This window comes from Bradyrhizobium guangdongense (genome assembly GCF_004114975.1).
Classification (GTDB): domain Bacteria; phylum Pseudomonadota; class Alphaproteobacteria; order Rhizobiales; family Xanthobacteraceae; genus Bradyrhizobium; species Bradyrhizobium guangdongense.
Genome location: NZ_CP030052.1, coordinates 813,702 through 838,124 on the forward strand (window position 1 = coordinate 813,702; position 24,423 = coordinate 838,124).

Consider the following 24,423-nt stretch of genomic DNA (forward strand, 5'->3'; position numbering starts at 1 on the left):
CTGCGTCGGGAGCTCGGTGATCAACTTGGAGCCCTAGCCTTCAAAGGGTGTATCCGACGTGCTATATAATGATACACGGCAACGGCTAGAGGATCCGGATGGCTTTCCATATTAAGAATCCTGATACTGACGCGCTGGCCCGCAGGATCGCGGCGCTCAAGAAGATCGGCCTCACCGAGGCCGTGCATACGGCGCTCACCCATGAGCTGGAGCGTGAGCAGGGTAAGCCTACCTTGGTCGACTTGGGCGTACAGTTCTGTCGCGATCTCCGGGCCAGGGGCAATCCGCAAAAAAGTAGGCCGGCAGACAAGGTGTTTCGCGACGGCCTTTACGAAGTTGACTGATGTTTATCGATGCCTCGGCGTTGACCGCGATGTCGATCGATGAAGACGAAGCGCGGGAGCTGTTGACGCGCCTTCAACAAGCGGCCGCGCGTTGACACTCGCCGCTGGCAGTGTGGGAGGCGGTGATCGCCGTAGCCCGAATACTTGGTCTTCCAATCTCGGACGCTAGCGAAGCAGTCGAGAGCTATCTGGCGCTAATGGAAATCAAGATGGTGCAAGTGCCGCCCGAAACGGCCCGGATCGCGCTCGACGCCTTTGACCGTTAAGGCAAGGGCCGACACCCAGCACGGCTGAATTTCGGGACTGTTTTGCTTATGCATGCGCCTGCCATTTAGGAGAGCCTTTGATGTTCAAAGGCACCGATTTTCCGCAGACTAATATTGAAGCTGCATGATGCCGTCCGCGCAGGAGTGCTCACGGCAAGTGTAGGCCAGGACGAGAGCTACAAATCCCGGTCAACGACCGGCCAGTGACTGGAAAGGGCAGGTGGCTTTCCGAAGAACGCGGGCAGTCTCATCTTCTTCCCGAAGAGTGGTGCATTGACTTCCAGAGCGGACGCGCCACCCTAGACTCCGTCGAGACAGAACTGTTGCAGCTCTCCCGAGTTTCCAACTCGTTCACCTCCGCGGTGGCTCATAAATATGCGCAAAACGCCTGTCGGAATACACATTCGACGCAACCATGGATGCCATCATGGAGCTCGACATGCTCACGACGGCGTTTGTCGTAGCCTATGTGCGTCTGCATCAGGGCGGAAACGGCAGCGGATTCGATCGCCATAACCTTCCTTAAACGTTTCACAAAGTTCATGATGAAATCATCGAGATGCGCAACAAGATTCGCGCATAAAGACAGCCACCTTCACGAACTCATGGGGCTCGATTTTTATGGCGAACGCTTCTTTCTTAAATGCGGCGGAGAGGATGAAGGAGGCTGCATCCGACAAGTCCGCATTGCACGATGACGTCGACCGAGGAGAGCAAAGTGAGGAATTCAAGCGCATCACCGGCGCAGCTAGTGAACGATCGGAACGACCATGCTCGGCGCTGCCGCCGAGCATCTGAGGACCGAGGTCAAATTGACCGGCATTTAGGGCAACCGGGTGCAACGCTGCCATGTCCAAGCGGCACGCCGCCTATTCGCTGGATAGTTTCGATTGTCGCACGGTCGAACGACGCCTCCTATGTCGCGACGCCGGCGGTTGTAACCGCGACACGGATTTATCACGGTAAGCGCCTTGAAGGATCAGCTCGGTTTCCCGCGGGCACCCGTGTTGGAGCGCCGATGGCGTGGCGGCCTTCCCCGATCCCGTGTTCCTGCCGACTCCGCGCTCATTTGCGGAGCACACCTACCGACATGCCAACAGGCGGCCATTTCGCAGCGATGGGAGAGCCAAAGCTGATGCTGGCCGACTTGCGAGCTATCAACGGCAGAGTCTTGGGAGAGCGCTGCTAAAGTCGGAACTCTCGCTTTCCGAAGCGCGGCGCATCACGCTTGCGGCCCAGGGCTTCAATATCCCTCGTCGCGGCGGAGCCACCAGAGCGGCGCGGCTACAACGAGCGATCAAGCGGCTCTGCCTGCTTCAAGGGGCCCATTGGTTCAGCGTTGTTTGCTCGTCCACCTGCGGCAGAGACATCGTCGATGTCCTATCTCTTGCGACGCCGCCTTCGACAATTCGCGGACAGCTATAAGCATGACCTCACTGGAAGCCCACCGAAGGCATGCCATTCACCACCAGAGGGCCAACATCGACCTTGGTTGACATGAGAACGATCTCGGCAACTGGGATCTTTCCGTCACCGATGTCGCACAGCGCCAGCGTGCGAGCCACATTTCCGAGACAAATTGCTTGACCTAATGCGCGAGCGCGCTATCCGCGATAGTTGCTTCGTGTCGGCGGCGGCTGCTACGGAGCACCACGCATATTCTCGCAAAGAAGCATCAGAACCCCGCCTTTCCGATCGCATCAGCAAACGAACGATCGACGATCTCCGCCGCAACCAGCTTCTGCTTGATGAGGCCCCAGCGGAAATACAGATCAATCGTGCCCTGCTCGTCCGCAACCACGCCGTCGTCGATCGGCGCGATCCGGATTTTTGCGCGCGAGAGCCAGTTCTGCGGTACTGATGTCGGGATGTTCATCCACTTGCCCCAGGTCGCGGCATAGCTGTCGATATTGTTCAGCGACCACGCGCGCGCCGCGGTGAGGCGACGGATGAAGTCGTTGAGCTCGGTGCGCTTGTCCCTGATGGCATCGGATCGCGCCACCTGGAAGCTGAGGCCCGGCGTCAGGCCTTCCGAGGTGATGATGCGGCGCGATTTGAACAGCACCTCTTCCTGGCTGACGTACGGCTCCCAGGTCGACCAAGCATCGACCGAACCTTGCGTGTAGGCGATTTTGGCATCGGACGGCGCCAGGAATGCGATCTGCACGTCACCGGCACTCCAGCCGTTCTTTTCGAGCGCGGCCAGGATCAGCTGATGCCCGATCGAGCCACGGCCGGTCGCGATCTTTTTACCGCGCAGGTCGGCGAAGGTCTTGATCGCCGAGCTCTCGGGCACGAGGATCGCGAGCCCCTCGCGCGTCTGCCGGATCGCGGCGATCGCCTTGACGGGCGCGCCGGAGGCGGCGGCGAAAGTGAAGGGCGCGTCTCCGACCAGCCCGGTCTCGATCGCGCCGGCGCTGAGCGCTTCCAGCAGCGGCGCCGCGGCCGGAAACTCCTTCCATTCGATCTTGTAGGGAACGTCGTTGAGCAGGCCCGCGGCTTCCATCACCGCCCGCGCATTGCCCTTCTGGTCACCGACGCGCAGCGTCGTCTGCGCGCTGGCGAGACCGGCGCCCGCAAGGGCGAGCGCCAAAGCAGCGATGAGCCGGATCATTCCGCCGCGATGCCCCGTTGCTGGTCGCGTGTCGCGATCAGCTTGCGCGTCAGCGGGATCAGCTCGCGGCCGTAGTCGATGGCATCGGGCAGCGGATCGAAGCCGCGGATCAGGAAATGGCTGACGCCAAGATCATAATAATCGGCGAAGACCTCGGCGACCTGCTCGGGCGTGCCGACCAGCGCGGTGGTGTTGCTGTTGGCGCCGGTGAGCTTTGCGATCTCGGTCCACAGCCGCTTGTCAATGCGCGCGCCCTGGTCAGCCAGCGCCAGGAGCCGCTTGGCGCCGTCGGTGGCGTGGTTTGGCCGGCGATAGCCGGTCTGGTCCTGGAGCGCAGTTGCGCGTTCGAGGATGTGCTCCGCCTTCTGCCAGGCCTTCTCCTCGGTCTCAGCGAGGATCGGCCGCACCGACAGGCTGAAGCGCGGACTCGGCCGCCCGTGTTTCGCAGCCGCTGCGCGCACCCGCGCCGTGACGTCGCGCACCTGCGCATAGGACTCGCCCCAGAGCGCAAACGTGTCGGCATACTTGCCCGAGACCTCGATCGCGGCATCCGAGCCGCCGCCGACGAAGGTGTAGATGCCGCCCTTCTGCAGCGGCTTCACCTGGGAGAAACCGTTCTCGACGGTGTAATATTTGCCGCTGTAGTTGAACGGCTTTTCGCTGGTCCATTCCAGCCTGACCACGTCGAGGAATTCGCTGGTGCGGGCGTAGCGTTCGTCCTTGTCGTCGAAGGTGTTGCCGTCCTGACGCAGCTCGGCGGCATTGCCGCCGGTGATGACGTGCAGCGAGACGCGGCCGCCATAGAGCTGGTCGAGCGTGGCGAGCTGGCGCGCCAGCAACGTCGGCGCGGTGAAGCCCGGCCGCTGCGCAATCATCACCTTGAGCTGTTTGGTGATGGTCAGCACATGCTGGGCAACTTGCAGCGCATCCGGCGTGGTGGAATGAAACGCGAGCAGCGCGCGGTCGAAACCGGCAAGCTCATGTGCTTTTGCCACCGTCTCGATATAAGCGGGATCGAGGATCGGTCCCTGGCGCACGATGGTCTCGGAAGCATTGCTGTTGGCGATAAAGCCGATGAACTCGACCGACATGATAATCTCCCTGTTGTTTTCGGAAAGGCTAGAGGCCCAATGCGGCGCGGCCGAGGCCGGTGCGCGTGGCATCGTCCTGCGGCGTGTGCACGCGCCCGCACAGGACATCGCGATAATGCCGCTCCAGCGGATTGCTGCGGGATAGGCCGTGATTGCCGGTCAGCGACAGCGCGTCCTCGACCGCGGCGACCGCATTGTTGGTGACCGTCAGCTTGATGACGTTGGATTCGCCGTTGGAGAGATCGACGCCGTCGTCGAAGTCGCGGGCGAAGGTGTCGAGCAGCCGAGCATTAACCGCGAGCCTGGCCTCGATCGCACCGAGGATTTCCTGCGCGCGCGGCAGCGTGGCAAGCGGCGCGCCGAGGCTGGCGGGCACGCGCTGCTTCAGGAACTGGACGAACCAGTCGCGCGCCGCACGGGCAATACCATCATAGATCGCGGCGACGAAGACGGTGTGGACGGTCGCCTGCGCGACGTCGGGGGCGCGCCAGTCGGCGGGCTTGCGGACATCGACCTCGGCGTCGAGCGGGATCACGACGTCGTCGAAAATGACGTCATGGCTGCCGCTGGCGCGCAGGCCGTGATGGTCCCAGGTCTCGACGATCCGCGTTCCCGGCAGGCCTGCCGGCACCAGGAACTGGCCCACCCGCGGCTCGGCTTCGTCGGTCCGCGCCCATACCAGATACCATTTCAGGATCGGCGCGCCGGTCGAGTAGATCTTGTGGCCAGAGAGCCGCCAGCCGGTCTCGGTGCGGCGGGCCACTGTCGCCGGCAGGCCGCCCCGCGCGGGCGAGCCGAGTTCGGGCTCGACCCGGAGCGCATTGATGAGCGCGAGGCCCTCGACGCTTTCGCGCGCAAGCTTGCGCGACAGCCGCGCCGGCCAGGTCGGGCTGCGCGCCATCACCAAATGATTGATGTAGTGCATCGACAGCACCAGCGCGGTCGACGGATCGGCCTTGCCGATGATGCCGAGCACACGCGCGGCATATCGTGCGCCCGCGCCGGCCCCGCCGAGAGCCGCCGACACCGTCAGTGACAGCAGGCCGGCTTCGGAGAGCTCGCGAAAGTTCTGGAAGGGAAAGCTGGCGGCGCGGTCGTGCTCGGCTGCGCGCACGGCAAAGCCCGGCGCAAGCGCCTCGGCGCGCGCGATATAGTCGGGTTCGCCATGCGCCACCCGTCCCTGAGCGATAGAAGTCACCATGTTGCATCCAATCCCAGCAGGCCAAGAATCTGGCGGCGCAGGTCCGCAAGATATGGATCGCCGCGATGGCGCGGATAGGGACGGTCGACGCGGATGTCGGCCTTCACGCGCGCCGGACGCTCGCTGAAGACGATGACGCGGTTGGCGAGCACCAGCGCCTCCTCGGCATCATGCGTGACGAGGAGCGTGGTAAAGCCCTTGCGCTGCCACAACGAGACCAGCTCGGCCTGCATGGTGATGCGGGTCAGCGAGTCGAGCTTGCCGAGCGGCTCATCCAAAATCAGGATCTTGGGATCGTTCACCAGCGCCCGCGCCAGCGCCACGCGCTGCGCCATGCCGCCGGAGAGCTGGTGCGGATAGGCATTGCGGAACGACGACAGTCCGACGAGATCGAGCGCATCATCGACACGCTGCCGCTGGCTCTTCAGAATGCCCTGGGCTTCGAGGCCCAGGGCGACGTTGTCCCAGACCGACCGCCAGGGAAACAGGGTCGGATCCTGGAACACGACGACGCGTGACGGATGCGGCCTGACGATGCGGACTTCGTCCTCGCGCAGACTTCCCGCCTTGGGCTTGTCGAGCCCTGCCACCAGCCGCAGCAAGGTCGACTTGCCGCAGCCGGAAGGCCCCAGCAGCGCGACGAACTCGCCGGGCTCGACGGCGATGCTGACATCGCTCAGCACCGGCAGCGCGGCGCCGTCGATGTCGAAGGCATGGCCGACCTGCTCGATGTCGAGCGCGGCACCGGCGGCCGGATGCACGATTGCCTCTACCATTTCACGGTCCCCTTCTGCCAGACCAGCAGACGGTCGCGGATCGCAAACAGCAGCGTGATCGCGCCGGAGCAGAGCAGCGACATCACGATCAGCGCCGCATACATGTTGGCATAGGCAGCCCAGCCCTGCGCCCATTGCAGGTACCAGCCGAGACCGGCCTTTACGCCGATCATCTCGGCGACGACGAGCACGGCAAAGGAGGCGCCGAGCCCCATGAACAGCCCAACGAAGACGTGCGGCAGCGCGGCAGGGATCGCGACCTTCAGCACCAGGAAGGACGGTTTTTCCCCGAGCGTCCGCGCGACATCGTAATAAGCACTGCTGACACTCGCGACGCCCGACCATGTCAGCACCGTGACGGGAAAACCGGTCGCGAGCGCGATCAGAAAGGTCGACGCGCTCCAGCTCGAGGGGAAGGTGAAGAACGCGATCGGCAGCCAGGCGGTTGCCGGCAGCGGCCCGATGAAGCGCAGCACCGGGTGCACCCAATAGCCGACCGCGCGCGACCAGCCGATCGACACCCCCGTCAGGAAGCCGACCGCAGCGCCAATGATGTAGCCGCCGAGCTGCAGCTTGACCGAGGCGAACAGGCTGTCGAGCAGCTTCGGCAGATCGTCGGTATAGACCTCGATGATCGCCTGCGGCGGCGGGAAGAACGGCAGCGGCAGCCAGGCAAACTTGGCGGTCGCGACCTCCCACAGCGTCAGGAACGCGCCGAGCGCGATGAGCCAGGGCGCGCGCTGGCGCAGCGCCCTGCCCGCCGTGCCCAGATAGTCGGCGCCGACGGTCCCGAACAACACGACCGCGGCAATGACGAGCGCCGCGATGCCGAGCGAATGGGTGCGCGACCAGTCGCCGACATCCTCCCACCACAGGCAGGAGAGGCCGAAGGCAATCCACGCGATGCTGGCGAAAACCCCGGCGCCGGACTCGCGCACCCAGCTGGCAAACGCCGTCGTGGTCCGCGGCGCGCCGGAGGCGAGCCCGTCAGACAGAGAATACGTCGACATAGATGCGCTCCGCGAATTTGGTCGTATCGGTGCTCTGCTTGAAGACCTGCACGCTCTTGAGATCGTCGGCGTAAGCCTTCAGTTCGCGCTTGAGCACCTCACCGGTCGGATGATGATGGTGGGTGTGGTAGCGCACCATGCCCTCGATATCGGCGAGCGTTGCGGCCTTCGGTGCGTAGGGCTGGAATGACTTTGCCGCGACGGCCGGATTCTGCGAGGTGAACATGGCGGCGTCGAGCAGCGCCTGAGTGATCGCACGCGCGACCTGGGGTTCTTCGCGAACCAGCGAGCCGCGCAGGCCGACGATGCAGCAGCTCTTGTCGCGATAGTCGCCATCGAGGTTGGAGGCGACCTCCCTGTACTGGGTGTCCTTGAGCCAGAGATAGGCAAGCGGGTCGGACGACAGGAAAGCCTGCACCTCGCCCTTCTGGACCGCAACATCGAGCAGATTGCCGGGATAGGCGCGCCAGTCGACGTCCTTGTTAGGATCAATGCCGAGTTTTGCCAACTGGATCGAGAAGAAGTTCTTGTCGGGACCAGCGAGATCGCCGACCGCACCGATCTTGCCCTTGAGATCGGCAAGCTTGTTCACGCCGGAATCGGCGCGGCTCAGCACGCGCATGCAGCCGCCATGGGTGCCGGCGGCGATCTTGACGTCAAAGCCCTGCTCGAGCGGTTTCAGCCAGCGCAGCGCCATGCCGAGACCGGCATCGCTCTTTCCGGTCGCGATGGCCTCGAGCAACTGGTCGGTCGAACCGGAATAGTTGACGAGCTCGACATCGAGATTCTGCTTCTGGAAGAAGCCGTGCTCGATCGCAACAGGCAGCGGCGCAAGGCACACCGCGCCGGCATTCCACGAGAGCTTTAGCTTGCGCGGGGCTCCCGTGAGCACAGGACCGTCCGCGGCCGTGCGGCATAGCGGGAATTCCGAGAAGTCTATGCCAGGCGCGGGCGCCTGCGGCACAAACGCCTGTGCGCCCAGGGCGCCGAACGGGGCCGCAAAGGCCGCCGCCAGTCCCGCCTGAAGCAAATGACGCCGGTCGAGGCTCGATCCGTTGCGCTTAATGTCGTTTCCCATCAGCCCCACTCCTGAGTTGGCACGCTCCGCCATCGGCACAACTGTTCGCGTTGCGGATGTTCCTGAGGGAGCTGCGTAGAGAGAATATTTTTCGCGGGTCGCTTCCTGCGTCCACGTTGATGCGATGTGCAAATCATGCGGCGCGGGTACCGCATCGTCAATGAAATGGAATTTCGAATCTGGCGCGATGCGAAGTCATTCTCTCCATCGGCACACGCAACAACGATGAAACGATTTTCGCTGACGCATCGGCTCCCAGGCAGCTTCACGACTCTGCGAGAGGATCACTGTCACCCAGTCTGAGGCATGCGCACGCCGCTTTTCTGAAAAGCACACATTCATTGAAATGTCCTTGCTCATCGCGCGCGCAATACGGTTGGCCATTTCATTGACTGCGTATCACGCGGTCATAGACTTGATCGTCTCGCCGCATCACGCGCCCACGTGTCGTAACAGGCAAGCAACAAGACAGATCACATGAGCATCAACTCTTCGGACCATTCGATCACGCACCGCCTGGCGGCCTCTCTGTTCGCCGCGGTCGTCACCTTGTCGACGGCAGCCGCGTCGTTCGCGGCCGATACAGTCGTGCTGCGCGTCGGCGACCAGAAAGGCGGTAAACGCTCGCTACTCGAGATCTCGGGTTATGCGAAGGACCTGCCTTACAAGATCGAATGGTCGGAATTCCCGGCGGCAGCTCCCATTCTGGAAGCGCTCAACGCCGGCGCGCTCGACGTCGGCTACACGGGCGATCTGTCTTTCCTCTCCGTCTATGCAGCGGGCGCGCCGATCAAGGCGATCGGCGGCACGCGGTCGGATGCCAAGACGCAGGCGATCCTGGTTCGTCAGGATTCACCGATCAAGTCGGCCGCCGACCTCAAGGGCAAGCGCCTCGCTGGTACGCGCGGCGGCTGGGGCCAGTTCCTGATCGATGCAACCCTGGAGAAGGCGCAGATCAAGCTGGACGAGGCGACCTTCGCGCCTCTCGGCCCTGTCGATGCCAAGGTGGCACTGGTGGCGGGGTCAGTCGACGCCTGGGCGGTGTGGGAGCCCTATGTCTCATTCGCGACGTTGAAGGACAAGGCGCGCGTCATCGCCGACGGCGACGGCCTGACGCCGACCATCACCTTCATCGTCGCCTCCGACAATGCCATCGCCACCAAGCGCGCCGCGGTTCAGGACCTCGTGCAACGGCTGAACAAGGCACGGCTGTGGTCGCTGGACCATATTGCGGAATACGCCAGGAGCACGGCCGAGCTGACCAAGCTGCCGGAGGACGTGCTGATCTCGGCCTACACCGCGCAGCGCACCAGCCCGATTGTGATCGACGAGGGCGTGGTGAAAGAGGTGCAGGAAGCCTCCGACCGCTCGACCCGCTACGGCATCCTGCCGAAGACGCTCGACGTCAGCAAAGCCGTCGACCGCAGCTTCACGGCTGCTGCGGCGGGATCGAATTAGGTTGGCTCAGGTGGCGGCCGTCCGGACGAACATCACCACCGATTCGCTTGAACGCGGGCGCAAAGACGCAGTGTTCGAGCTATCGGGACCTTGAGAAGGGCTCCAACTTCATCTCGATGTTCCGACTTCAAACCAGGATAAGGTAGCTTGACGTAGAGAGCGGAAAGCCTTCCTGATGAGCCTCGATCACGGCGAAGGTACGCTATTGTTGTACTATGGAATACTGCAATTCTCGGAATAGATTCGAAATACCTTCGGATTACTTTGACATACTTTAATTGGAGATTTTCTCCAGATCAGACCGCTTGCCGCACGTCGCAGCCGGCTCCAAGCGAAAGTGCCGCTGTACGTAACCACGACGGGTCTTGCGCTTGAACCAGGACTCAAGCGCCTCTGCACGTGCCCATCGAACAGATCGAGCCGCCGTTGGCCGTGCCCACCGAGGCGGCCCCATTCGCGCACCAATGCTGTATCGCCAAACAGCGTCGGCTCGATCGTCAGCACGTAGAACTTTGCGGGCTTATTGCACGGTGAGTTCGGACATGCGCCAGAATCGCAATTCCCGAATCAACCGTCCAATTAAATAAGTGAATCGACCAGGGCCGACGATTCAGAAATTTCATAACGGCATTTGTGGCAATCGCTGCTGAGCTCGCGATAGGTGACCGAGGCGAAGCCCGCAAGCTCCGGGCCTGTCGGACTTCAACGAAAACGGCGAACGCACCGCGAAACAGCGCCGCGGGTACGACAGGCACGATTTTCTGAACTGCCCCGGGCAAGCGCTGGATCAAGATCATGGCGCCCCTACTCTTCATCTACATCACTGAATATCTCGATCAACGCTCCGGAGATCTTCGGCGAAGATTTGAAAGTTTCGCTTCGCCGCGGGGAGGCCGCTGGTCCTCATCCTCGTAGATCATCTCGTCCATCCGGCGCAAAGCCGTTGACAACGCCGCTTGCAACGCGTCATCGTCCCAAAAATACTTTGCGGCGGCCTCGAGAGAATCGCGAAAGTCACGATACATTCCTGCCTGATCGCTCGAGCTGTAACTTCTTCGCGTGCGACCGACCGACGCACCAAGGTCGGCAAGCCATTCCCATTTCACGTCGGCGCAGAGCCGTTCGAATTCGTCAGAAGGCAACAGTGATCGCACACGTCCATCCTGGAAAATCGACTCGTCGAAGCATTCCAGCGTATTCCCGTATCTCCCTCATCAGGTTTCAATGTCCTCTTCGGACAAAGGACGATTTGTTTGAATCGGGCAAGCAAGCGGATGTTATTGCCGTCAGCCATCGGAATATGCAGGGGAACTACCAAATCTCTGGGCGCGCCTCGACGAAAGTGCGCAGAAATCTTCATCACAGCGCTCGGCTAGGAAGTAATGAAGGACGCTATTGATCGGCACGTCCAATAGTACCTTCTGCGCTCTATGGCGTTCTGACGCATCGACATCGCTGCGACGTCCGCAAAACACGTACGCCAGCAGTCGCTCGGATTTGGCTCCGGGCAGGTATATCTCGACGAGGTCGGGGCCTCCCGCGACGAATAGGCATCCGCGATCGTCGGATGACGAAAGGTCCACCTGTCGCCTTCCTCGTGCTCGGCTATAGCAAGGTCATCCAGCGCGCCAAGAGACGATATCGCCGCGATCATCGATTTGCCGGAAGCCGGATCCCGCGAAGCAAGACGAACCGGTGATCCAGCAGCGCTTCCACGCTCCGTCTATGCGCGTCCGTGGTCGCGAAGCAGCGCAGATTTGTCGCCCATCGCGCCGAGTAGATGTCATGCCTGAAGATAGGCTCCGCCGTCGATGAATTGTCGGAGATGCGTGAGGTTGTAGATTCGCGGAATTAGCATCCTCGGGGACGGGCGGCTCCGAAGCTGGGCCGCGACCCAGTCGCCTCCAAACACGCGACAACGCTGCACACCGGCCTTTTCGAAAGCCTGCAGATGCTTGCCTCGGCAGCTCCCGAAACCCCGGCGTTCGTAATGAAGATGTAATCGCCTGCGCGCCCCCTGGGCAGCGAGCTCCTTGGCATTGCCCGGCTGTCGCGCGCCATGGAAAACTGCCCCCTCAGTTCCGGATGGCGTTTGACACCCGGCTTCTTGGTGAGGTGCGACAGAGATAGACGGGCGGCGGCATTTCCGAAATGCTTGATCTGGATCGTGCACTTTCCGGCGCGGGGCGGCCTCGCCTCCTTCCCAAGCGCCGGGAAATGCTCGTCCGACCGCCATCGTGGGAGGCCAAAAAGTTCTGTATCGGGGACTTCAAATCTTCCGCCACGATGGCGAGGCACAAATCTTGGAATGCCTCCCGTCCGATACGAGGCAAATCGTCGATCGTACCTAAGTGGATAGGGCAGAGGGAACCCGGCCGCGCCTTCGCAAGTCTCTGGCGCATCACTACGTAGTAGTCAAATATGATATATTGAAGCAGATAACATTTCATATATGATGAATTATAGACCAAGCGCTGTGTCGCTCTGATCATGGACGAAGGCGGCTTCGTAGTCGCGCGATTGGGCACGGCCGACCCCTGCCCGTCGGAAAGTTTCCCGCCATCCATCGGACACGCGTTGAGCTGTATCTCGGATGATCTTTCGCGCGTTGGCGTCGGTGATTTCGAAAAACTCGCAGGCCTCGAGGGCGAGCTTGATTGATCGGTCGTGCGTGCCACCTTCCATGATCGCCGTCTCGAGATGCGGGTTGCGATCGGGCGCCGGGTTCACATCGAACATCGGCGACAGACGCCACCGTCCCGAACCGACGTACAGGAAGCCATGGTTCTTCAGATGATCATCCTTGTTCGAAACAAGGATAGTGAAGACCATCCGCCGATAGAGCTCCTCAAAATCGACTTGCGGATCCGGAGCTGACGTCCGCATGAAATCGACAATCTCCGTGTACGAACCGAGCTCTAAGCCTGTCTTCCCGAGCGCCGTTCGGGCGGAGATGTAGGGAATGCGGGCGCGGCCGCGTCGATCGAAACGCTGGACCAGCGCGACCGGAAATTTCGTGTCAGCGAGTTCCAGTCTGACCTCTGGAATGCGGATGCCGCACATCCTGGCAAGGTTCAGCGTCGCGACCTCGACCTGTTCGATCGGGTGCTGATCGTGGACGGAAGTGAACTTGGCAAGCCAGAGAACGTCGCCGTCACGAACGTTGGCTTTGGGCCGAGCCCCGCCCGAGCCGCCGGCTCCGGCAAGAGCTTGCATGTCCGCAGGGGAAATCTCCTTGCCTTGTTCGTAGGCGCGGGCAATCGCCGTGATCGCCTCTAGATCAAGAAGACGCGGTACCGCTTCGTTGGCCTTACCGGTAATGATCTTCCCATGTTCATCGATGAAACGCAGAGCACCTTGCCGGCATGTATCGTCGGACAGTGTGAGATATTCGAATTCAGAGAGGCCATTGCCATAGGCACGTTCAAGCAGTCTGCGCCCCCAGCTGTCGGGCGCAGCATCGGAGAAGACGCCAGCAAGCGCCTCGCGCGAATTGCCAGACTGCGCCGACGCATGAAACGGCCCGCCCTCAAAGGGCATGTTCGGCTGCAATGCGAAAGCACGCGGATCCTTCGCCCAGGCCGGGTCATAGGTGAAGATCGAAAATTGACGAGGCCCGGTCTGCGTGAAGCGTAGTTCACCGACTCGCGTTAAGCCTTCGCCAAGGGCTACTTGGGCGTAGTATTCAGTCATCAGAAGGCCACGCCGTTCGGATCAACATCGTCCGGTTCGTTTTTCCCGTCCTTGTCGCCCTGCCTCTCCTGCTTGCGCAGCCTTGCAGCGTACGATCGACCGCGCTGCGGCAACCGCTCCGACGTCAACGCCAAACCCAGATCGTCTTTCCGTATATCGACGAGATCGGCGAGATTCTCGATAAGCCCGAGAGAGACGAGCACGTCCGCGAGCGTGCCTACGGCGACTCCCGGATCGCCTTTTTCCAGGCGTGCGATGGTGCTAGGCGACGTACCCGCGCGCGCAGCCAAGTCGGCCACAGCCACACGACGGCGCAGGCGAGCCGATCGAAGGTCGTGACCAAGACGTTCAAGCGCGGCATTGGATTTGGGCGAACTCATAATATCACCATATGTGGCGACTAACACTTGTTTATATGCCATATATGACGAATTGGTTTACTTGACAACAGCCTGAGCAGCTCCATTTGGGTCCGGAAGCCGGACATTTCTTCGACGCTCGACGAGACATCGCGCAGCTCTAGCTCGGCCCTGATCACCGGCGTGACCTCGATCCTGACCTGCGCGGCGCCTCTCTGGACGGTCAGCTTGATGACAATCTTTCACCGGCGCTGACGACTTCCGTCACCCGTGCTGCCGGCAATCCTTTCCTGATGGCCGCCGCCATGCGCTCCATCGCCGCATCGATCGGGGCCAGAGATTTGGGGCGCGGAACCACCGGCAGATAGGTGTGGTCGATATCCACCGACAGGCGCGGCATGTCGCGGTGGAAAGGATTGATGGCGGCGCCGTCCTCGAGCGCAAAAGTAGGCTCCGCCGCGACGAATATTTGCTAAATGTAAGCTACTCAAAGACGCCTGGGTCCGTCGACGATCTTGTGTGTGATGAGACCAAACAAGCGGAGTAGGCCGGCAAGCAATATCTCGTCAGATTGTCAGACGTCGCAGCTACCATCTCAAAAGAAGCGATGGTGACCGACCGGACGAAACGTTTCGAAGGTCAAATTGTGGCCGGCCCGAGGTAACATCGTTCACGCTGATTGTTCGGCGAGGTTAGATCACGATCCTATATCAAGGTGACGTGACGGGCCAGATCGATTGGCTTGCCGTTCGGTATGATGCTATTCTTTCCTTTAGGCCGACCTGCGAAGCGGACGCGATGAGCCTCAGCATGTCGAAGCCGTCACCCGTTTCTCCGCGAACGCTGCGAGCACTCGCTGCAGCCATCCAAATCGATTGATGCGTCGAACTATCTAGCCGACAGGCGCGAGCGGTCTCGCTAGACACTGCCCTTTCGATGTCTTCGTAGCCAATTTGTTTCATAGCCAAGCCGGATTCCAGCGCGGATTGCGCATCGACCGTCGCCCCTCCCATGATCCATTCCGCGGCCGTCGCGGCGCCGACGATCTCGGCGAGCCTTGAGGTACCCAAGACAAGGCCGAAATTCGCTCCCGGAAAGACGAACGACGACCCCGGTAGGATCCAACGGATGGCACAGGCGCAGAACAGGTCGGCCCCGGCTCCGATCGCTCGCCCTCGGGCTATTGCCAACGTCGGGAAAGGTGCATTCTTGATCGCCTGGAGACAATATTCGATACGGACGAATCTTGCCAATAGCGTATCGTCTGTTTCCTCCTGGAGTCGCGACAGATCAAAGCCAGTGCAGAAGTTGCGCCCACTCGACTCGACGATCATAAGCCTGGCGCACGATCTTCGTGCCTCCTCTACCTCGCGCGTGAGGGCCGCGATCAAACCTGGGTTCAAGGCGTTGCCTACTTCCGGTCGGTTCAGGCGCAATCGCACGACACCGTCGGCGCGACCGACGAAAAGGTCTTCCGTCCCACTCACTGCGCTGGCGCCCAGAGGTTGGGAGTGAGAGCATTGGAATAACCCGAGACAAACTCTTGGGTCTCACCGAGATCTTTGAAGACATGACGTCGGATTCTCCCGATATTCCCACCGTAGCAGTGGATACTAATGGACACGCGGTCATCGAACGCATTTCGCACTTGATGAATGTCGCCAACCGCTTCCGACACGATTTCCACGTCGCCTGGCTCCAGTCGCTCGGAACCACCGATCGGGTCCATCCCATAGGCCGTCCGGCCGTACCTCTGGTTGATCTCGGATCCTCGCAACATGCCGATGACACCCCACACGGAATGGTCATGGACCGGCGTCTGCTGGCCCGGTCCCCAAACGAAGCTCACGACCGAAAAGCGATCAAGAGGGTCTCCATATAGCAGATGTTGCTGATAGAATTTGGGATCGGACAGCGCCATCGTCTCAGGCAACCAGTCATCCGTTGACACAAGCTCGCTCATCGCCTTCCTGACGCGCGAAACGACTATGACTTCGTCCTGAACGTTTTCGACACAGCGTGTCACCTCGGCCACAAATGCAAGCAGCTTTTGGCTCACCTCAGTCCTCCGACCTTGTTGAAACTCGGTTGAGGTCCGGCTGCCTGCGGCTGTAGGCGTCACGGAACTCCTTTGTATGTTCACCCAGCAGGGGCGGTCGGCTCCGGATTTCAAAGCTTTCGCCGCCGAACTTCAGGGGCGATGCGAAAGTCTGCGTCGTTCGTCCACCCGGCAACTGGAGTTCTTTGATCCATCCCATGTGGCGCGTCTGAGGATCTCCAAGGGCCGCGTCGTAGCTATTAATCCTTGCATGAGGCACACGAGCCTTCGCGAAGGCTCCGATCCAGTAATCGACCGGCTGGGTTTCGAATACGGCCTCCAGCAGCTCCTTGAGGGAGTGCTGGTTCGAAGCCCTGTCAGCGGTGGTAAGGAAACGCCCATCGGTGACGAGATAGTCGCGTCCGACGACACGACAGACCTCGCGCCACAGTCCGTCGTTGCCAGCCGCAATCGCGAAGAAGCCGTCCGCCGCTCGATAAGCCTGGTAGGGCGCATTACGCGGGTGGGCGGATCCCAATCTGCGGGGGAGCAGACCAGTCCCGAAAAATTCACTTGTCTGTAACGCGGCTATACCCAACGTGCAGCCAAACATCGGAACGTCTATGTGAGCGCCGTTGCCCCCCGCCCGAACCCGCACCAGAGCGGAGGTCACGGCAAAAGCGGCGTATAGACCCGACGCAAAATCCGAGATCGGAACTCCGCATTTGACCGGCGCTCCATCGCTTTCGCCCGTTACGCTCATCACGCCAGCAGCGGCCTGAATGGTGAGATCAAACCCACCTTCGTCGGCTCGAGGTCCGGTTTGACCATATGCGGATATCGAGCAGTAGATAAGATCCGGCCTCTCCGCGGCGAATTGCGGATAACCGAGCCCCAAGCGCTCCATCACGCCGGGACGATTGTTCTCGATCAGCACGTCGGCATCGAGCACAAGCCGCCGCGCAATGTCATTGTCCTCATCATTCTTGAGATCCAGGACGATCGATTTCTTGTTGCGATTGAGTGAGGCAAAGTTCTCGCTAAATCCTTCTGTCAACGGCGGCCATTGGCGTAAGCCATCTCCATTTGGCGGTTCGACCTTGATGACGCTCGCTCCCATATCCGAGAGCAGCATGGACGCGAAAGGCCCCGCTGCCGTCGAGCAGAATTCGACTACGCTAACCTGATCCAGGGGAAGTGGCTTCGACGACATATTTTTTTCCGGTCGCAGTCGTTCTGCGCTGAATGGATCACGTGAGGCCGGATGCGTGGTCTTCCGGCCGCACTCACGCGAAGCTCGAAGTGCGGAAAGCGTGGTTTGCCTTTGCTCCGAATCGCAGCAAACCGGTGAACCGGGACAGATGCCCTTCGCTCTCGATATTGTTGATGGCCTCGAAGAGCCTATCGGAGGATACCTTGTCCAATCTAGATTTGCAGCAATCGTCGAATTTTGCTTTGCGGTCGTCGAGGCTAAACGGGTATTTGAGGGTACCGACCGGAAGATCCCGCGACCGTTCCAGCGACCGGCCATTCTTCAACTTGACGGTAATGACATGAGGACGCATTAGGTCGACGTTCTTCTGCTCCTCCGCAGGATCGTAGCAACTGACGGTTGTCAGTCCGAAAAGTCGACGGTATTTTTCCTGCTTGACGGATTGCGGCGTGAAGTGACTGAGCTTCGGAGCACCGTCGACAAGAGCCACGGCCATGCAATATTGCATAGAGAATCTAGCCTCCATTTCGGAGACTGGATTTGTGTACATCAGATTTCGCGAGTTACCGTATCCAATTAGCGTGTTGATGCTTTCGACCTCGTCGGCCTCGAACTTCTCTTGCGCCCTTAGCTCGAAGAACGCGTCTAGAACCCGGTGCGTCGAGGCGCAACACGGATAGCGTTTGAACATGAGACCGCGAGACTCCGCCGTCATCGGCGCGCCCAGTTTCTCGATGTTTTTTCCCCAGCCAGCCGGTCCTTTGCCGCCGAACAATTCGAGAAAGCCCATCCCTCCTTCAAGCGCATTCAGCCGTCCCTCGACGCCGGCCGCGGCCAATTGGGCCGCCTCGATGGCGTGCTGAGCGGCAAGCCCGGCGTGCAGAGGCTTTGCCATGCTGCCAAACTGGACCTTGCACCCAGACGCCATACTCGTCCCGAGGCTGAGCGCATGCGCGAAGCGCCTGGCATCCAGCTTGAGAAGCCGCGCGCAGGCGCCGGCGGCTCCGATGCACCCGATCGTCGAAGTGGAGTGCCAACCAAAATCGTAGTGGCTACGCATCACACCGCTGCCGACCGCGAATTGGAGCTCTAGACCGACCAAATAGGCATCGATTAATTCGGCGCCCGAGGATCCCGCTTGCTCGCCAAGCGCCATGAGGGCCGAGACGAGAACCGAACTGGCGTGATTGACGCCCGGAAGGAACGTATCGTCATAGTCCAATGCATGGCCGGCCGTTCCATTTGCGAGCGCCGCCAGCTGCGGCAACACGGCCTTCTCCTCTCCGACGACCGTGCCAGGACCGGCACTATCGGAGGCGTACACCATCTTGCGGACGTTAGAGGCGCCGAGATCGTTGGATCCCGCTATGATGCAGGCAATTACGTCTTCAACAGCGTGCCGAGCGACGTCTCGCGCTGCCCTTGAATGTTCGAAGGGCGCTTCGGACCCCCACTTTGCAAGATGCTCGATGACCGTCATTGAATATTCTCCTCTCTCGGTGTCCAGTTGTCGATTTCCTCTATTGCGGTTTCCAAGCGCGGGCCTGCGCCCGGAGCTCAGCGGGATCGAAACCGCCACAATCGTTCTTGAACCGTTGGTCCGCGTACTTTGATATTTCCATCCGCTCCGGAAGGATTCCGTTCTCGTACAGCTTGTCGACGGTGTGCTGAACGGTCGGCAGTTCCTGGTAGCCGATGATGCCACCGGCTCCTCTGTGGTTCACGACGTCGAGCTTGGCTCTCAGGATGACCTCGCCTTCCCGGACCGCTTCATCAAGTGGTTTGTTCGATGGGAGCTGGCCAGGATAGACCTTAAAGTGATTGCGCACGGTCCCTTCGATGTTTCCTTCGGCGAAGAAGAACGATTCGTAGAGCGCACGGCACAGGCCTGCGACCACCTTCGGATGCTTTTCGATTTCACTGCGGGTGACAACCATACCGACCATACCAACGAGATCGTTCAGCGGGGACGGCACGTCTCTCATCTTCACGCCGAGGAGATTTCCGATCACCGCGTTCGGGCTATCGAACCCCGCGAAAGCCTGGATCTTGCCGCTTTTCAAAGCGTCCGCCGCTGGTGCTCCGAGACCGACCGGCAGGAAGGTCACGTCCTTGTCGGGATCGAGGCCGGCTTCCTTGAGGATAGCCTTGCCATACGGATAGGCCGCCGTGCCAAAACTACCGACTCCAATAACTTTACCTTTCAGGTCTAAGGGACCCTTCACCGGACTATCGGGGGGCACAATCACCCGGAGAGAATTGCCGGGGTCGAACGAGACGATAACAAGGTTCGGGTCTTGACGGGCGAGCGGCAAGAAGGACGCTAACGCCACCAAAGTATAGAATGCATTGCCGTTGCTTACGGCCTGCACCGCAGCCGTCGCGCCAGCGGTAGGTTGAAACTTGACCGTCACCCCCGCGTACTTCTCCGGCAACTTCAAGGTGGGCTGGAGCGATGAGTAAGGCGCGGACCCGATGCTCAATGCTGTATCCGAGGATGCGAAGGTCACTTCCTTCAGACTCTCGGCTTGCGTCGCACCACAGACGAAGACGGACAGATTGGCTGCAACCGCCAAACAACCTACTAAACGCAAGGACTTCCTCCATTCAATCGTGCCGAAAGGCATTGCGTGCCCATACCTGCAATCAGCCCCACGCCATTGACTGAAGAGCTCGGGTCACCGTCCTGACGATGCTTCTAAGGCTTATGCCGATTGCGGCCGTGAGAGCGAGGACCGCATAAACGGCCGCTATGTCGCCCGTGAACGACTTTTGTTGAATGACCTGCCCCAGACCTGCGGCTCCGCCGACCAGTTCGGCAGCGATTGCTCCGAGCAAAGCCAGCACGATGGCCACATCGAGAGAAGGCACGATGAAAGCCATCGCGAAGGGCAGCCTCAATTTGCGAAGTTCTTGTAGCCGCGTCGCCTTCATCGATCGCAGCAGATCGATCATGTCCGAGTTCACTTCAGTGAATCCGGCAAGTGTAGCGGTGAATACCGGAAAGAAGGCGAGTAGAGCCGAAATGATGACCTTCGGTCCTATGCCGTATCCGAACCAGGCTATCAGCAAGGGAGCGATAGCGATCTTCGGGAACGTCTGAACAGCAATGACGTAGGGATAGCCGGCACGCCGCAGGAGCCCCGAATATGCGAACGTCGCCCCCAGAGTGATGGCGACGACCGTTCCAAACAGGAAGCCAAGTACGGTTTCGTTGAATGTCACGAGGATGTCGTTCAGGAAGCGTCCGCCGACCACGCCTTCGTAGAGCGCGCCCGCTACCAGAGCTGGGCTCGGGAGGATCAGAGCGGACACAAGTCGATATTGGGACGAGAGTTGCCAGATAGCGAGAAGCAGCAGCGCAATGCCGAGCGCTAGCAGTGCTGCTCCGAATTTTCGGCCCCCCTCTAGGATCGAGGGGACTGAGCCGATCTCGGATTCGCTTCTCACGGCCTGGCTGGACACTTGCATTCTCCGTTTACAACATCGAACGATAGGTCCCGAGTCACAAATGAAGCCTATCGAAGGCATCCCGGGCTCTCGCCACCTCCCGGAAAAATTCTTGCTTCTTCCGGAGTGAGGCGTCCCTCACAGCGGGAAAGCCCTGCGCTTCGATGATGCTGTCTAAGCGCCCGGGTCTTGGGGCCATCACTCCGATGCGATCAGACAGAAAGACCGCTTCGGATATGTTGTGCGTGACGAAGATGATGGTCTTTTGCGCGCTCTTTTGCAGACCCATCAGTTCATCGTTCAGGCGCTCACGCGTGAATTCGTCGAGCGCGCTGAAGGGCTCGTCCATGGCCAGGATTTCGGGATCTGTGATCAACGCCCGAGCTATCGCCGCTCGTTGTTGCATGCCGCCGGATAACTCGTCTGGCGAGCGATTTTTGAAAGCGGCAATTCCCATCATCTCAAGCAGGCGATCGGCCCGCGATCTCGCCTCTTGCATCGAGCATGATTTCGTCACCTCGACGGGAAGGAGAAGATTCTGAAGAACCGTTCGCCAGGGTAGAAGCGTGGACTTCTGGAAGACCATACCGATCCGTGAATCCGGTCCGGTCACTTGCGTGCCATTTATGAAAACGCCACCTGTCGTGGGGGTGGTGAGGCCGGCGATGATGCGGAGCAAGGTTGTCTTGCCGCATCCCGACGGTCCGATGAAGCTGAAGAACTCGCCCTTCCGGATCGTGAGGGAAAGCGGCTTGAGCGCCACGGTCTGTTCCGAAGCGCCGAGCGCGAAGATCTTCGATACATCGCGAACGTCGATGCCGGTAGCCGACGGCGCGGCGTCTTCGCTGCGTGCCGTCGGCACTTCGCGCCTCTTCGACTCAGCCGCCCGCACGAGCTGCATCCGCCAAAGCAGCCTTGAAACGGACGCGGCACACGGCCGGATCCAGAGTTCGCTTAAACTTCGGCGGATCGGTGGGCTTGACCCGCATCAAGATGAAGACGGCATCTTCAGATTCCCGCAGCAACTTGCTGCCTTTCGGTAGCTCGGCTGCTGTACCGATAGTCAGGGTGCGCCTGATGCCGGACCCGACGGCGATCTTCTCAAGGTCTACGCCCAAACTCGTATGGCTGCGCTGGTAGCCGGTTTCGCCGTAGTGACCGTTGTCGACACAAACGATTCTCAAGTTGGGAGGATTGCGGACGCCGATGGTGGCCAGGGACCCGACGTTCATCAGCAACTCTCCGTCACCGCAAAAGGCGATGACGGTACGATCGGGACGAGCGAGAGCGAGACCCAACCCCATCATCGTCGCCGCCCCCATGGCCCCTCCGAGACCATAGGCGGACGGACCATCGTTCACCAGCGAAGTCACATCGCGCGCGGTGCCAGCCAAGCCCGCGATGAACAGGAACTCCTTGTGACCTCCCACTAACGCTGGAACGGCCTCACGTCGATCAAGGACGTAGCGCTCGTCGAACTCCGGATTGCCAACATTTGCTTTCATGATCATGCCCCCTAGAACGCCTTCGCGCCGATGAGTTTTTGAGTGAGGAGGACCGCAACTGCCTCGCCGCCTTGGAAGGCCATCGTGATGGCAGCCGAGACGACAGGCACGACGTCCTCAGGCCGGTCTACACGCAGACATCGAACCGACATCGCTTCCAGGACCGGCTCGACGGCCCTCCCCATCGGCATCTGCCAGGGATTACCCTCGCCGAAATCTCCGCGCATACTCAGGAGCGTCAAGAAAGGGAAGCGTCCGCCCGCTATCAGGGAGAGAAGGTTGACGCAATTACCCGCGCCGCTGCTCTGCATAAGCAGCACGCCACGGGCGCCGCCCAACTCGGCACCCGCCATCATCGCGACACCTTCTTCTTCGGTTGTAAGCGCGATCGACTCGACCTCGGCATCTGCGAGCGACTCGTTGATGAGAACGGTGTGGCCGGCATCCGGGACGTAGGCAAACTGCGTGAAGTTGTTTCGTCGGAGCAGGTCGTACAACTCATATTGCCAGCCCGCCCGGGCGGCTTCCTTCGCCTTAACGCGGCTCTCTGCGTGCACAGCTGCTGACAATGAACGATCCTCCTTGTATCTCCGACCAACCCGGCAACCGGGACGACGTCGTAGTGATTGCTACGATCAGTGAGCCGGAGACGTCAAGGCGAGATCGACAGCCGGTCGCTTCCCGCGCTGCACCAAACCACGGCCGTCGCGACAAATTTACTCGAAGTCCCCGAAGCTTACGCGCAGGACAAGCCTCCTCTTTCATTTTGATCATACTTCCATAACAGCTGCTGTCGTTGCCCATGCTGCTACCTCGATCTATTGAGCTGCTTGTTGCGAACGCTCAAACGGAGGAGATGGAATGCAGCACTTCGAGATGGTGATCGGAGGAAAAAAGCGCGCGTCAAAGAGCCAACGGCGATTGGAAACACAGAACCCTTTTACATCAGAGACCTGGGCGACTGTCCCGCAAGCCGATGCTTCCGACGTGAACGACGCAGTCGACTCCGCACACAGGTCATTCGTCGAAGGACCTTGGCCTCGGCTGACCGGAAAGCAGCGAGGGGTTATTCTTCACCGGGTTGGAGATCTCGTGCTGAAGAACATCGAGAGCCTGGCGCGATGGGAGATCCGCGACAACGGAAAGACTATTTCCGAAATGCGGACCCAAATGCAGACGATGGCGCAGTGGTATCACTACTACGCCGGCCTTGCCGACAAGGTCCACAGCTCCGTTATCCCCGTCGATCCGGAGAATTATTTCAACTACACACGATACGAGCCGATCGGCGTCGTCGCCGCGATCACTCCGTGGAATTCGCCGTTGAGACTTCTTTCCTGGAAGATTGCCCCGGCCCTCGCCGCCGGCAACACGGTGGTCGTCAAGCCATCAGAATTCACATCCACATCGACACTGTTGTTCGTGGATCTGCTCGAAGAGGCTGGAGTGCCGCCCGGCGTCGTGAATGTTCTTACCGGCTACGGCTCCGAGATCGGACCCGCGCTGGTCCAGCACCCACTAGTCGCCAAGATCTCCTTCACTGGTGGTGTCGACGCCGGTCGCAAAGTCTACGAGCTCGCCGCTCGCCACCTCAAACCGGTAGCCCTGGAACTGGGCGGGAAATCGCCTAACATCATTTTCGAGGACGCCGATCTGGATGCTGCGGCAGCCGGTGCCGTCGGAGGTATTTTCTCCTCGACCGGGCAAACATGTGTCGCGGGCTCCCGCCTACTCGTTCAAGAGACGGTGCTTGAACAGATCCTTGAAAAGCTGGTCCGGCGTGGAAGCGGCATGCGGCTGGGCGACCCGTTGGATCCAGCGACCGACATCGGCCCTGTCGCGACGGAACAGCAATTCCGCAAGATACTTTCGATGATTGACACAGCCAGCTCGGAGGGCGCGCGGCTAGTGCTTGGCGGCAAGCGATCCCACGCCCCGGAATGCGGCAAGGGATGGTTCGTCGAACCGACGATCTATGCCGATGTGAAGAACACGATGACGATTTCCCAGCAGGAAGTCTTTGGTCCCGTTCTTTCTGTTATCGCGTTCAAGGATGAAGAGGATGCGATCCGCACGGCTAATGCGACCAACTTCGGCTTAGCCGGGGGATTCTGGACCAAGGACGTAAGTCGCGCTCACCGCGTCGCAGCCCGACTCCAGGCCGGAACGGTCTGGATCAACATGTATCGGAAGACTGATCCTGCCGTTCCCTTTGGTGGTTACAAGACATCCGGCTTGGGGCGTGAAAGTGGGATCGACGCGATGAAGGATTTCCTTCAGACGAAGAGCGTGTGGCTCCGATTGCAGTAGACATCCCGCTGCTATTT

Annotated in this window: 24 protein-coding genes and 1 pseudogene; 4 read left to right on the forward strand and 21 right to left on the reverse strand. The window is 60.4% G+C overall.

The window, feature by feature from the left end; translation table 11 throughout:
* Window positions 1–98: 98 nt before the first annotated feature.
* Both X265_RS39495 and X265_RS39500 read left to right on the forward strand, forming a co-directional pair.
* Window positions 99–344 (forward strand): type II toxin-antitoxin system VapB family antitoxin, encoded by a 246-nt coding sequence (locus tag X265_RS39495; RefSeq protein ID WP_128929644.1) that lies wholly within the window; start codon window positions 99–101, stop codon window positions 342–344.
* Window positions 344–738, forward strand: a pseudogene (locus X265_RS39500) (type II toxin-antitoxin system VapC family toxin). Before X265_RS39495 ends, X265_RS39500 begins: the two are co-directional and overlap by 1 nt.
* A 423-nt stretch (window positions 739–1,161) precedes the next feature.
* Here X265_RS39500 and X265_RS40935 read toward each other — a convergent pair.
* The 7 genes from X265_RS40935 to X265_RS39535 all read right to left on the reverse strand — a co-directional run bounded on the left by X265_RS40935 (window position 1,162) and on the right by X265_RS39535 (window position 8,380).
* Entirely contained in the window at window positions 1,162–1,467 is a 306-nt protein-coding gene (locus X265_RS40935) for a hypothetical protein (RefSeq protein ID WP_164933838.1), read from the reverse strand.
* A gap of 818 nt (window positions 1,468–2,285) precedes the next feature.
* Window positions 2,286–3,224 (reverse strand): ABC transporter substrate-binding protein, encoded by a 939-nt coding sequence (locus X265_RS39510; RefSeq protein ID WP_128929645.1) that lies wholly within the window; start codon window positions 3,222–3,224, stop codon window positions 2,286–2,288.
* Complete coding sequence (locus X265_RS39515) at window positions 3,221–4,315, reverse strand: LLM class flavin-dependent oxidoreductase (protein ID WP_128929646.1); 1,095 nt, start codon at window positions 4,313–4,315, stop codon at window positions 3,221–3,223. Before X265_RS39515 ends, X265_RS39510 begins: the two co-directional genes overlap by 4 nt.
* 28 nt (window positions 4,316–4,343) lie before the next feature.
* Window positions 4,344–5,516 carry an acyl-CoA dehydrogenase family protein gene (locus tag X265_RS39520; RefSeq protein ID WP_128929647.1) on the reverse strand — a complete coding sequence of 391 codons (1,173 nt, stop codon included), beginning with the start codon at window positions 5,514–5,516 and terminating at the stop codon, window positions 4,344–4,346.
* The gene (locus X265_RS39525) at window positions 5,510–6,292 is read right to left on the reverse strand and encodes an ABC transporter ATP-binding protein (RefSeq protein WP_128929648.1); all 783 of its coding nucleotides are present in this window, start codon (window positions 6,290–6,292) and stop codon (window positions 5,510–5,512) included. Before X265_RS39525 ends, X265_RS39520 begins: the two co-directional genes overlap by 7 nt.
* Window positions 6,286–7,302 (reverse strand): ABC transporter permease, encoded by a 1,017-nt coding sequence (locus X265_RS39530; protein WP_128929649.1) that lies wholly within the window; start codon window positions 7,300–7,302, stop codon window positions 6,286–6,288. The genes X265_RS39525 and X265_RS39530 overlap by 7 nt, the downstream gene beginning before the upstream one ends.
* Window positions 7,280–8,380, reverse strand: coding sequence for an ABC transporter substrate-binding protein (locus X265_RS39535; protein ID WP_128929650.1), 1,101 nt, complete (start codon window positions 8,378–8,380; stop codon window positions 7,280–7,282). Before X265_RS39535 ends, X265_RS39530 begins: the two co-directional genes overlap by 23 nt.
* A gap of 477 nt (window positions 8,381–8,857) precedes the next feature.
* Between X265_RS39535 and X265_RS39540 the strand changes: the two genes are divergently transcribed.
* Complete coding sequence (locus X265_RS39540) at window positions 8,858–9,838, forward strand: ABC transporter substrate-binding protein (RefSeq protein ID WP_128929651.1); 981 nt, start codon at window positions 8,858–8,860, stop codon at window positions 9,836–9,838.
* A 213-nt stretch (window positions 9,839–10,051) separates the two neighbouring features.
* Here X265_RS39540 and X265_RS42510 read toward each other — a convergent pair whose 3' ends face one another.
* From X265_RS42510 to X265_RS39610, 14 genes are all read right to left on the reverse strand, one after another.
* Window positions 10,052–10,342: a WGR domain-containing protein gene (locus X265_RS42510; protein WP_232995584.1), complete on the reverse strand. Its 291-nt coding sequence runs from the start codon at window positions 10,340–10,342 to the stop codon at window positions 10,052–10,054.
* A 332-nt stretch (window positions 10,343–10,674) separates the two neighbouring features.
* A complete protein-coding gene (locus X265_RS39550; protein WP_128929652.1) occupies window positions 10,675–10,992 on the reverse strand; it encodes a hypothetical protein in 318 nt (105 codons plus the stop codon).
* A gap of 1,306 nt (window positions 10,993–12,298) precedes the next feature.
* The gene (locus X265_RS39555; RefSeq protein ID WP_128929653.1) at window positions 12,299–13,531 is read right to left on the reverse strand and encodes a type II toxin-antitoxin system HipA family toxin; all 1,233 of its coding nucleotides are present in this window, start codon (window positions 13,529–13,531) and stop codon (window positions 12,299–12,301) included.
* Window positions 13,531–13,911 (reverse strand): helix-turn-helix domain-containing protein, encoded by a 381-nt coding sequence (locus X265_RS39560; protein ID WP_128929654.1) that lies wholly within the window; start codon window positions 13,909–13,911, stop codon window positions 13,531–13,533. Before X265_RS39560 ends, X265_RS39555 begins: the two co-directional genes overlap by 1 nt.
* 202 nt (window positions 13,912–14,113) lie before the next feature.
* Window positions 14,114–14,290 carry a hypothetical protein gene (locus X265_RS41850; protein ID WP_232995585.1) on the reverse strand — a complete coding sequence of 59 codons (177 nt, stop codon included), beginning with the start codon at window positions 14,288–14,290 and terminating at the stop codon, window positions 14,114–14,116.
* Between the two features lie 310 nt (window positions 14,291–14,600).
* On the reverse strand, window positions 14,601–15,377 hold the full coding sequence (locus X265_RS39570; protein WP_128929655.1) for an enoyl-CoA hydratase/isomerase family protein: 777 nt from the start codon (window positions 15,375–15,377) through the stop codon (window positions 14,601–14,603).
* Window positions 15,374–15,949 (reverse strand): cysteine dioxygenase family protein, encoded by a 576-nt coding sequence (locus tag X265_RS39575; protein ID WP_164933837.1) that lies wholly within the window; start codon window positions 15,947–15,949, stop codon window positions 15,374–15,376. Before X265_RS39575 ends, X265_RS39570 begins: the two co-directional genes overlap by 4 nt.
* A gap of 1 nt (window position 15,950) precedes the next feature.
* Window positions 15,951–17,141, reverse strand: a complete 1,191-nt coding sequence (locus X265_RS39580) for a CaiB/BaiF CoA transferase family protein (protein WP_128929657.1) — start codon at window positions 17,139–17,141, stop codon at window positions 15,951–15,953.
* A gap of 73 nt (window positions 17,142–17,214) precedes the next feature.
* Window positions 17,215–18,621, reverse strand: a complete 1,407-nt coding sequence (locus X265_RS39585) for an MmgE/PrpD family protein (RefSeq protein WP_128929658.1) — start codon at window positions 18,619–18,621, stop codon at window positions 17,215–17,217.
* A gap of 40 nt (window positions 18,622–18,661) precedes the next feature.
* On the reverse strand, window positions 18,662–19,768 hold the full coding sequence (locus X265_RS39590; protein WP_128929659.1) for an ABC transporter substrate-binding protein: 1,107 nt from the start codon (window positions 19,766–19,768) through the stop codon (window positions 18,662–18,664).
* A 19-nt stretch (window positions 19,769–19,787) separates the two neighbouring features.
* Window positions 19,788–20,606, reverse strand: a complete 819-nt coding sequence (locus X265_RS39595; protein WP_164933836.1) for an ABC transporter permease — start codon at window positions 20,604–20,606, stop codon at window positions 19,788–19,790.
* Window positions 20,607–20,646: 40 nt separating this feature from the next.
* Window positions 20,647–21,453 carry an ABC transporter ATP-binding protein gene (locus X265_RS39600; protein WP_164933835.1) on the reverse strand — a complete coding sequence of 269 codons (807 nt, stop codon included), beginning with the start codon at window positions 21,451–21,453 and terminating at the stop codon, window positions 20,647–20,649.
* Window positions 21,454–21,469: 16 nt separating this feature from the next.
* Entirely contained in the window at window positions 21,470–22,102 is a 633-nt protein-coding gene (locus tag X265_RS39605) for a thiamine pyrophosphate-dependent enzyme (protein ID WP_206733166.1), read from the reverse strand.
* 5 nt (window positions 22,103–22,107) lie between these two features.
* A complete protein-coding gene (locus X265_RS39610) occupies window positions 22,108–22,665 on the reverse strand; it encodes a phosphonopyruvate decarboxylase (RefSeq protein WP_232995587.1) in 558 nt (185 codons plus the stop codon).
* A gap of 292 nt (window positions 22,666–22,957) precedes the next feature.
* Between X265_RS39610 and X265_RS39615 the strand changes: the two genes are divergently transcribed.
* Window positions 22,958–24,406: an aldehyde dehydrogenase gene (locus tag X265_RS39615; protein WP_128929662.1), complete on the forward strand. Its 1,449-nt coding sequence runs from the start codon at window positions 22,958–22,960 to the stop codon at window positions 24,404–24,406.
* Window positions 24,407–24,423 lie beyond the last annotated feature (17 nt).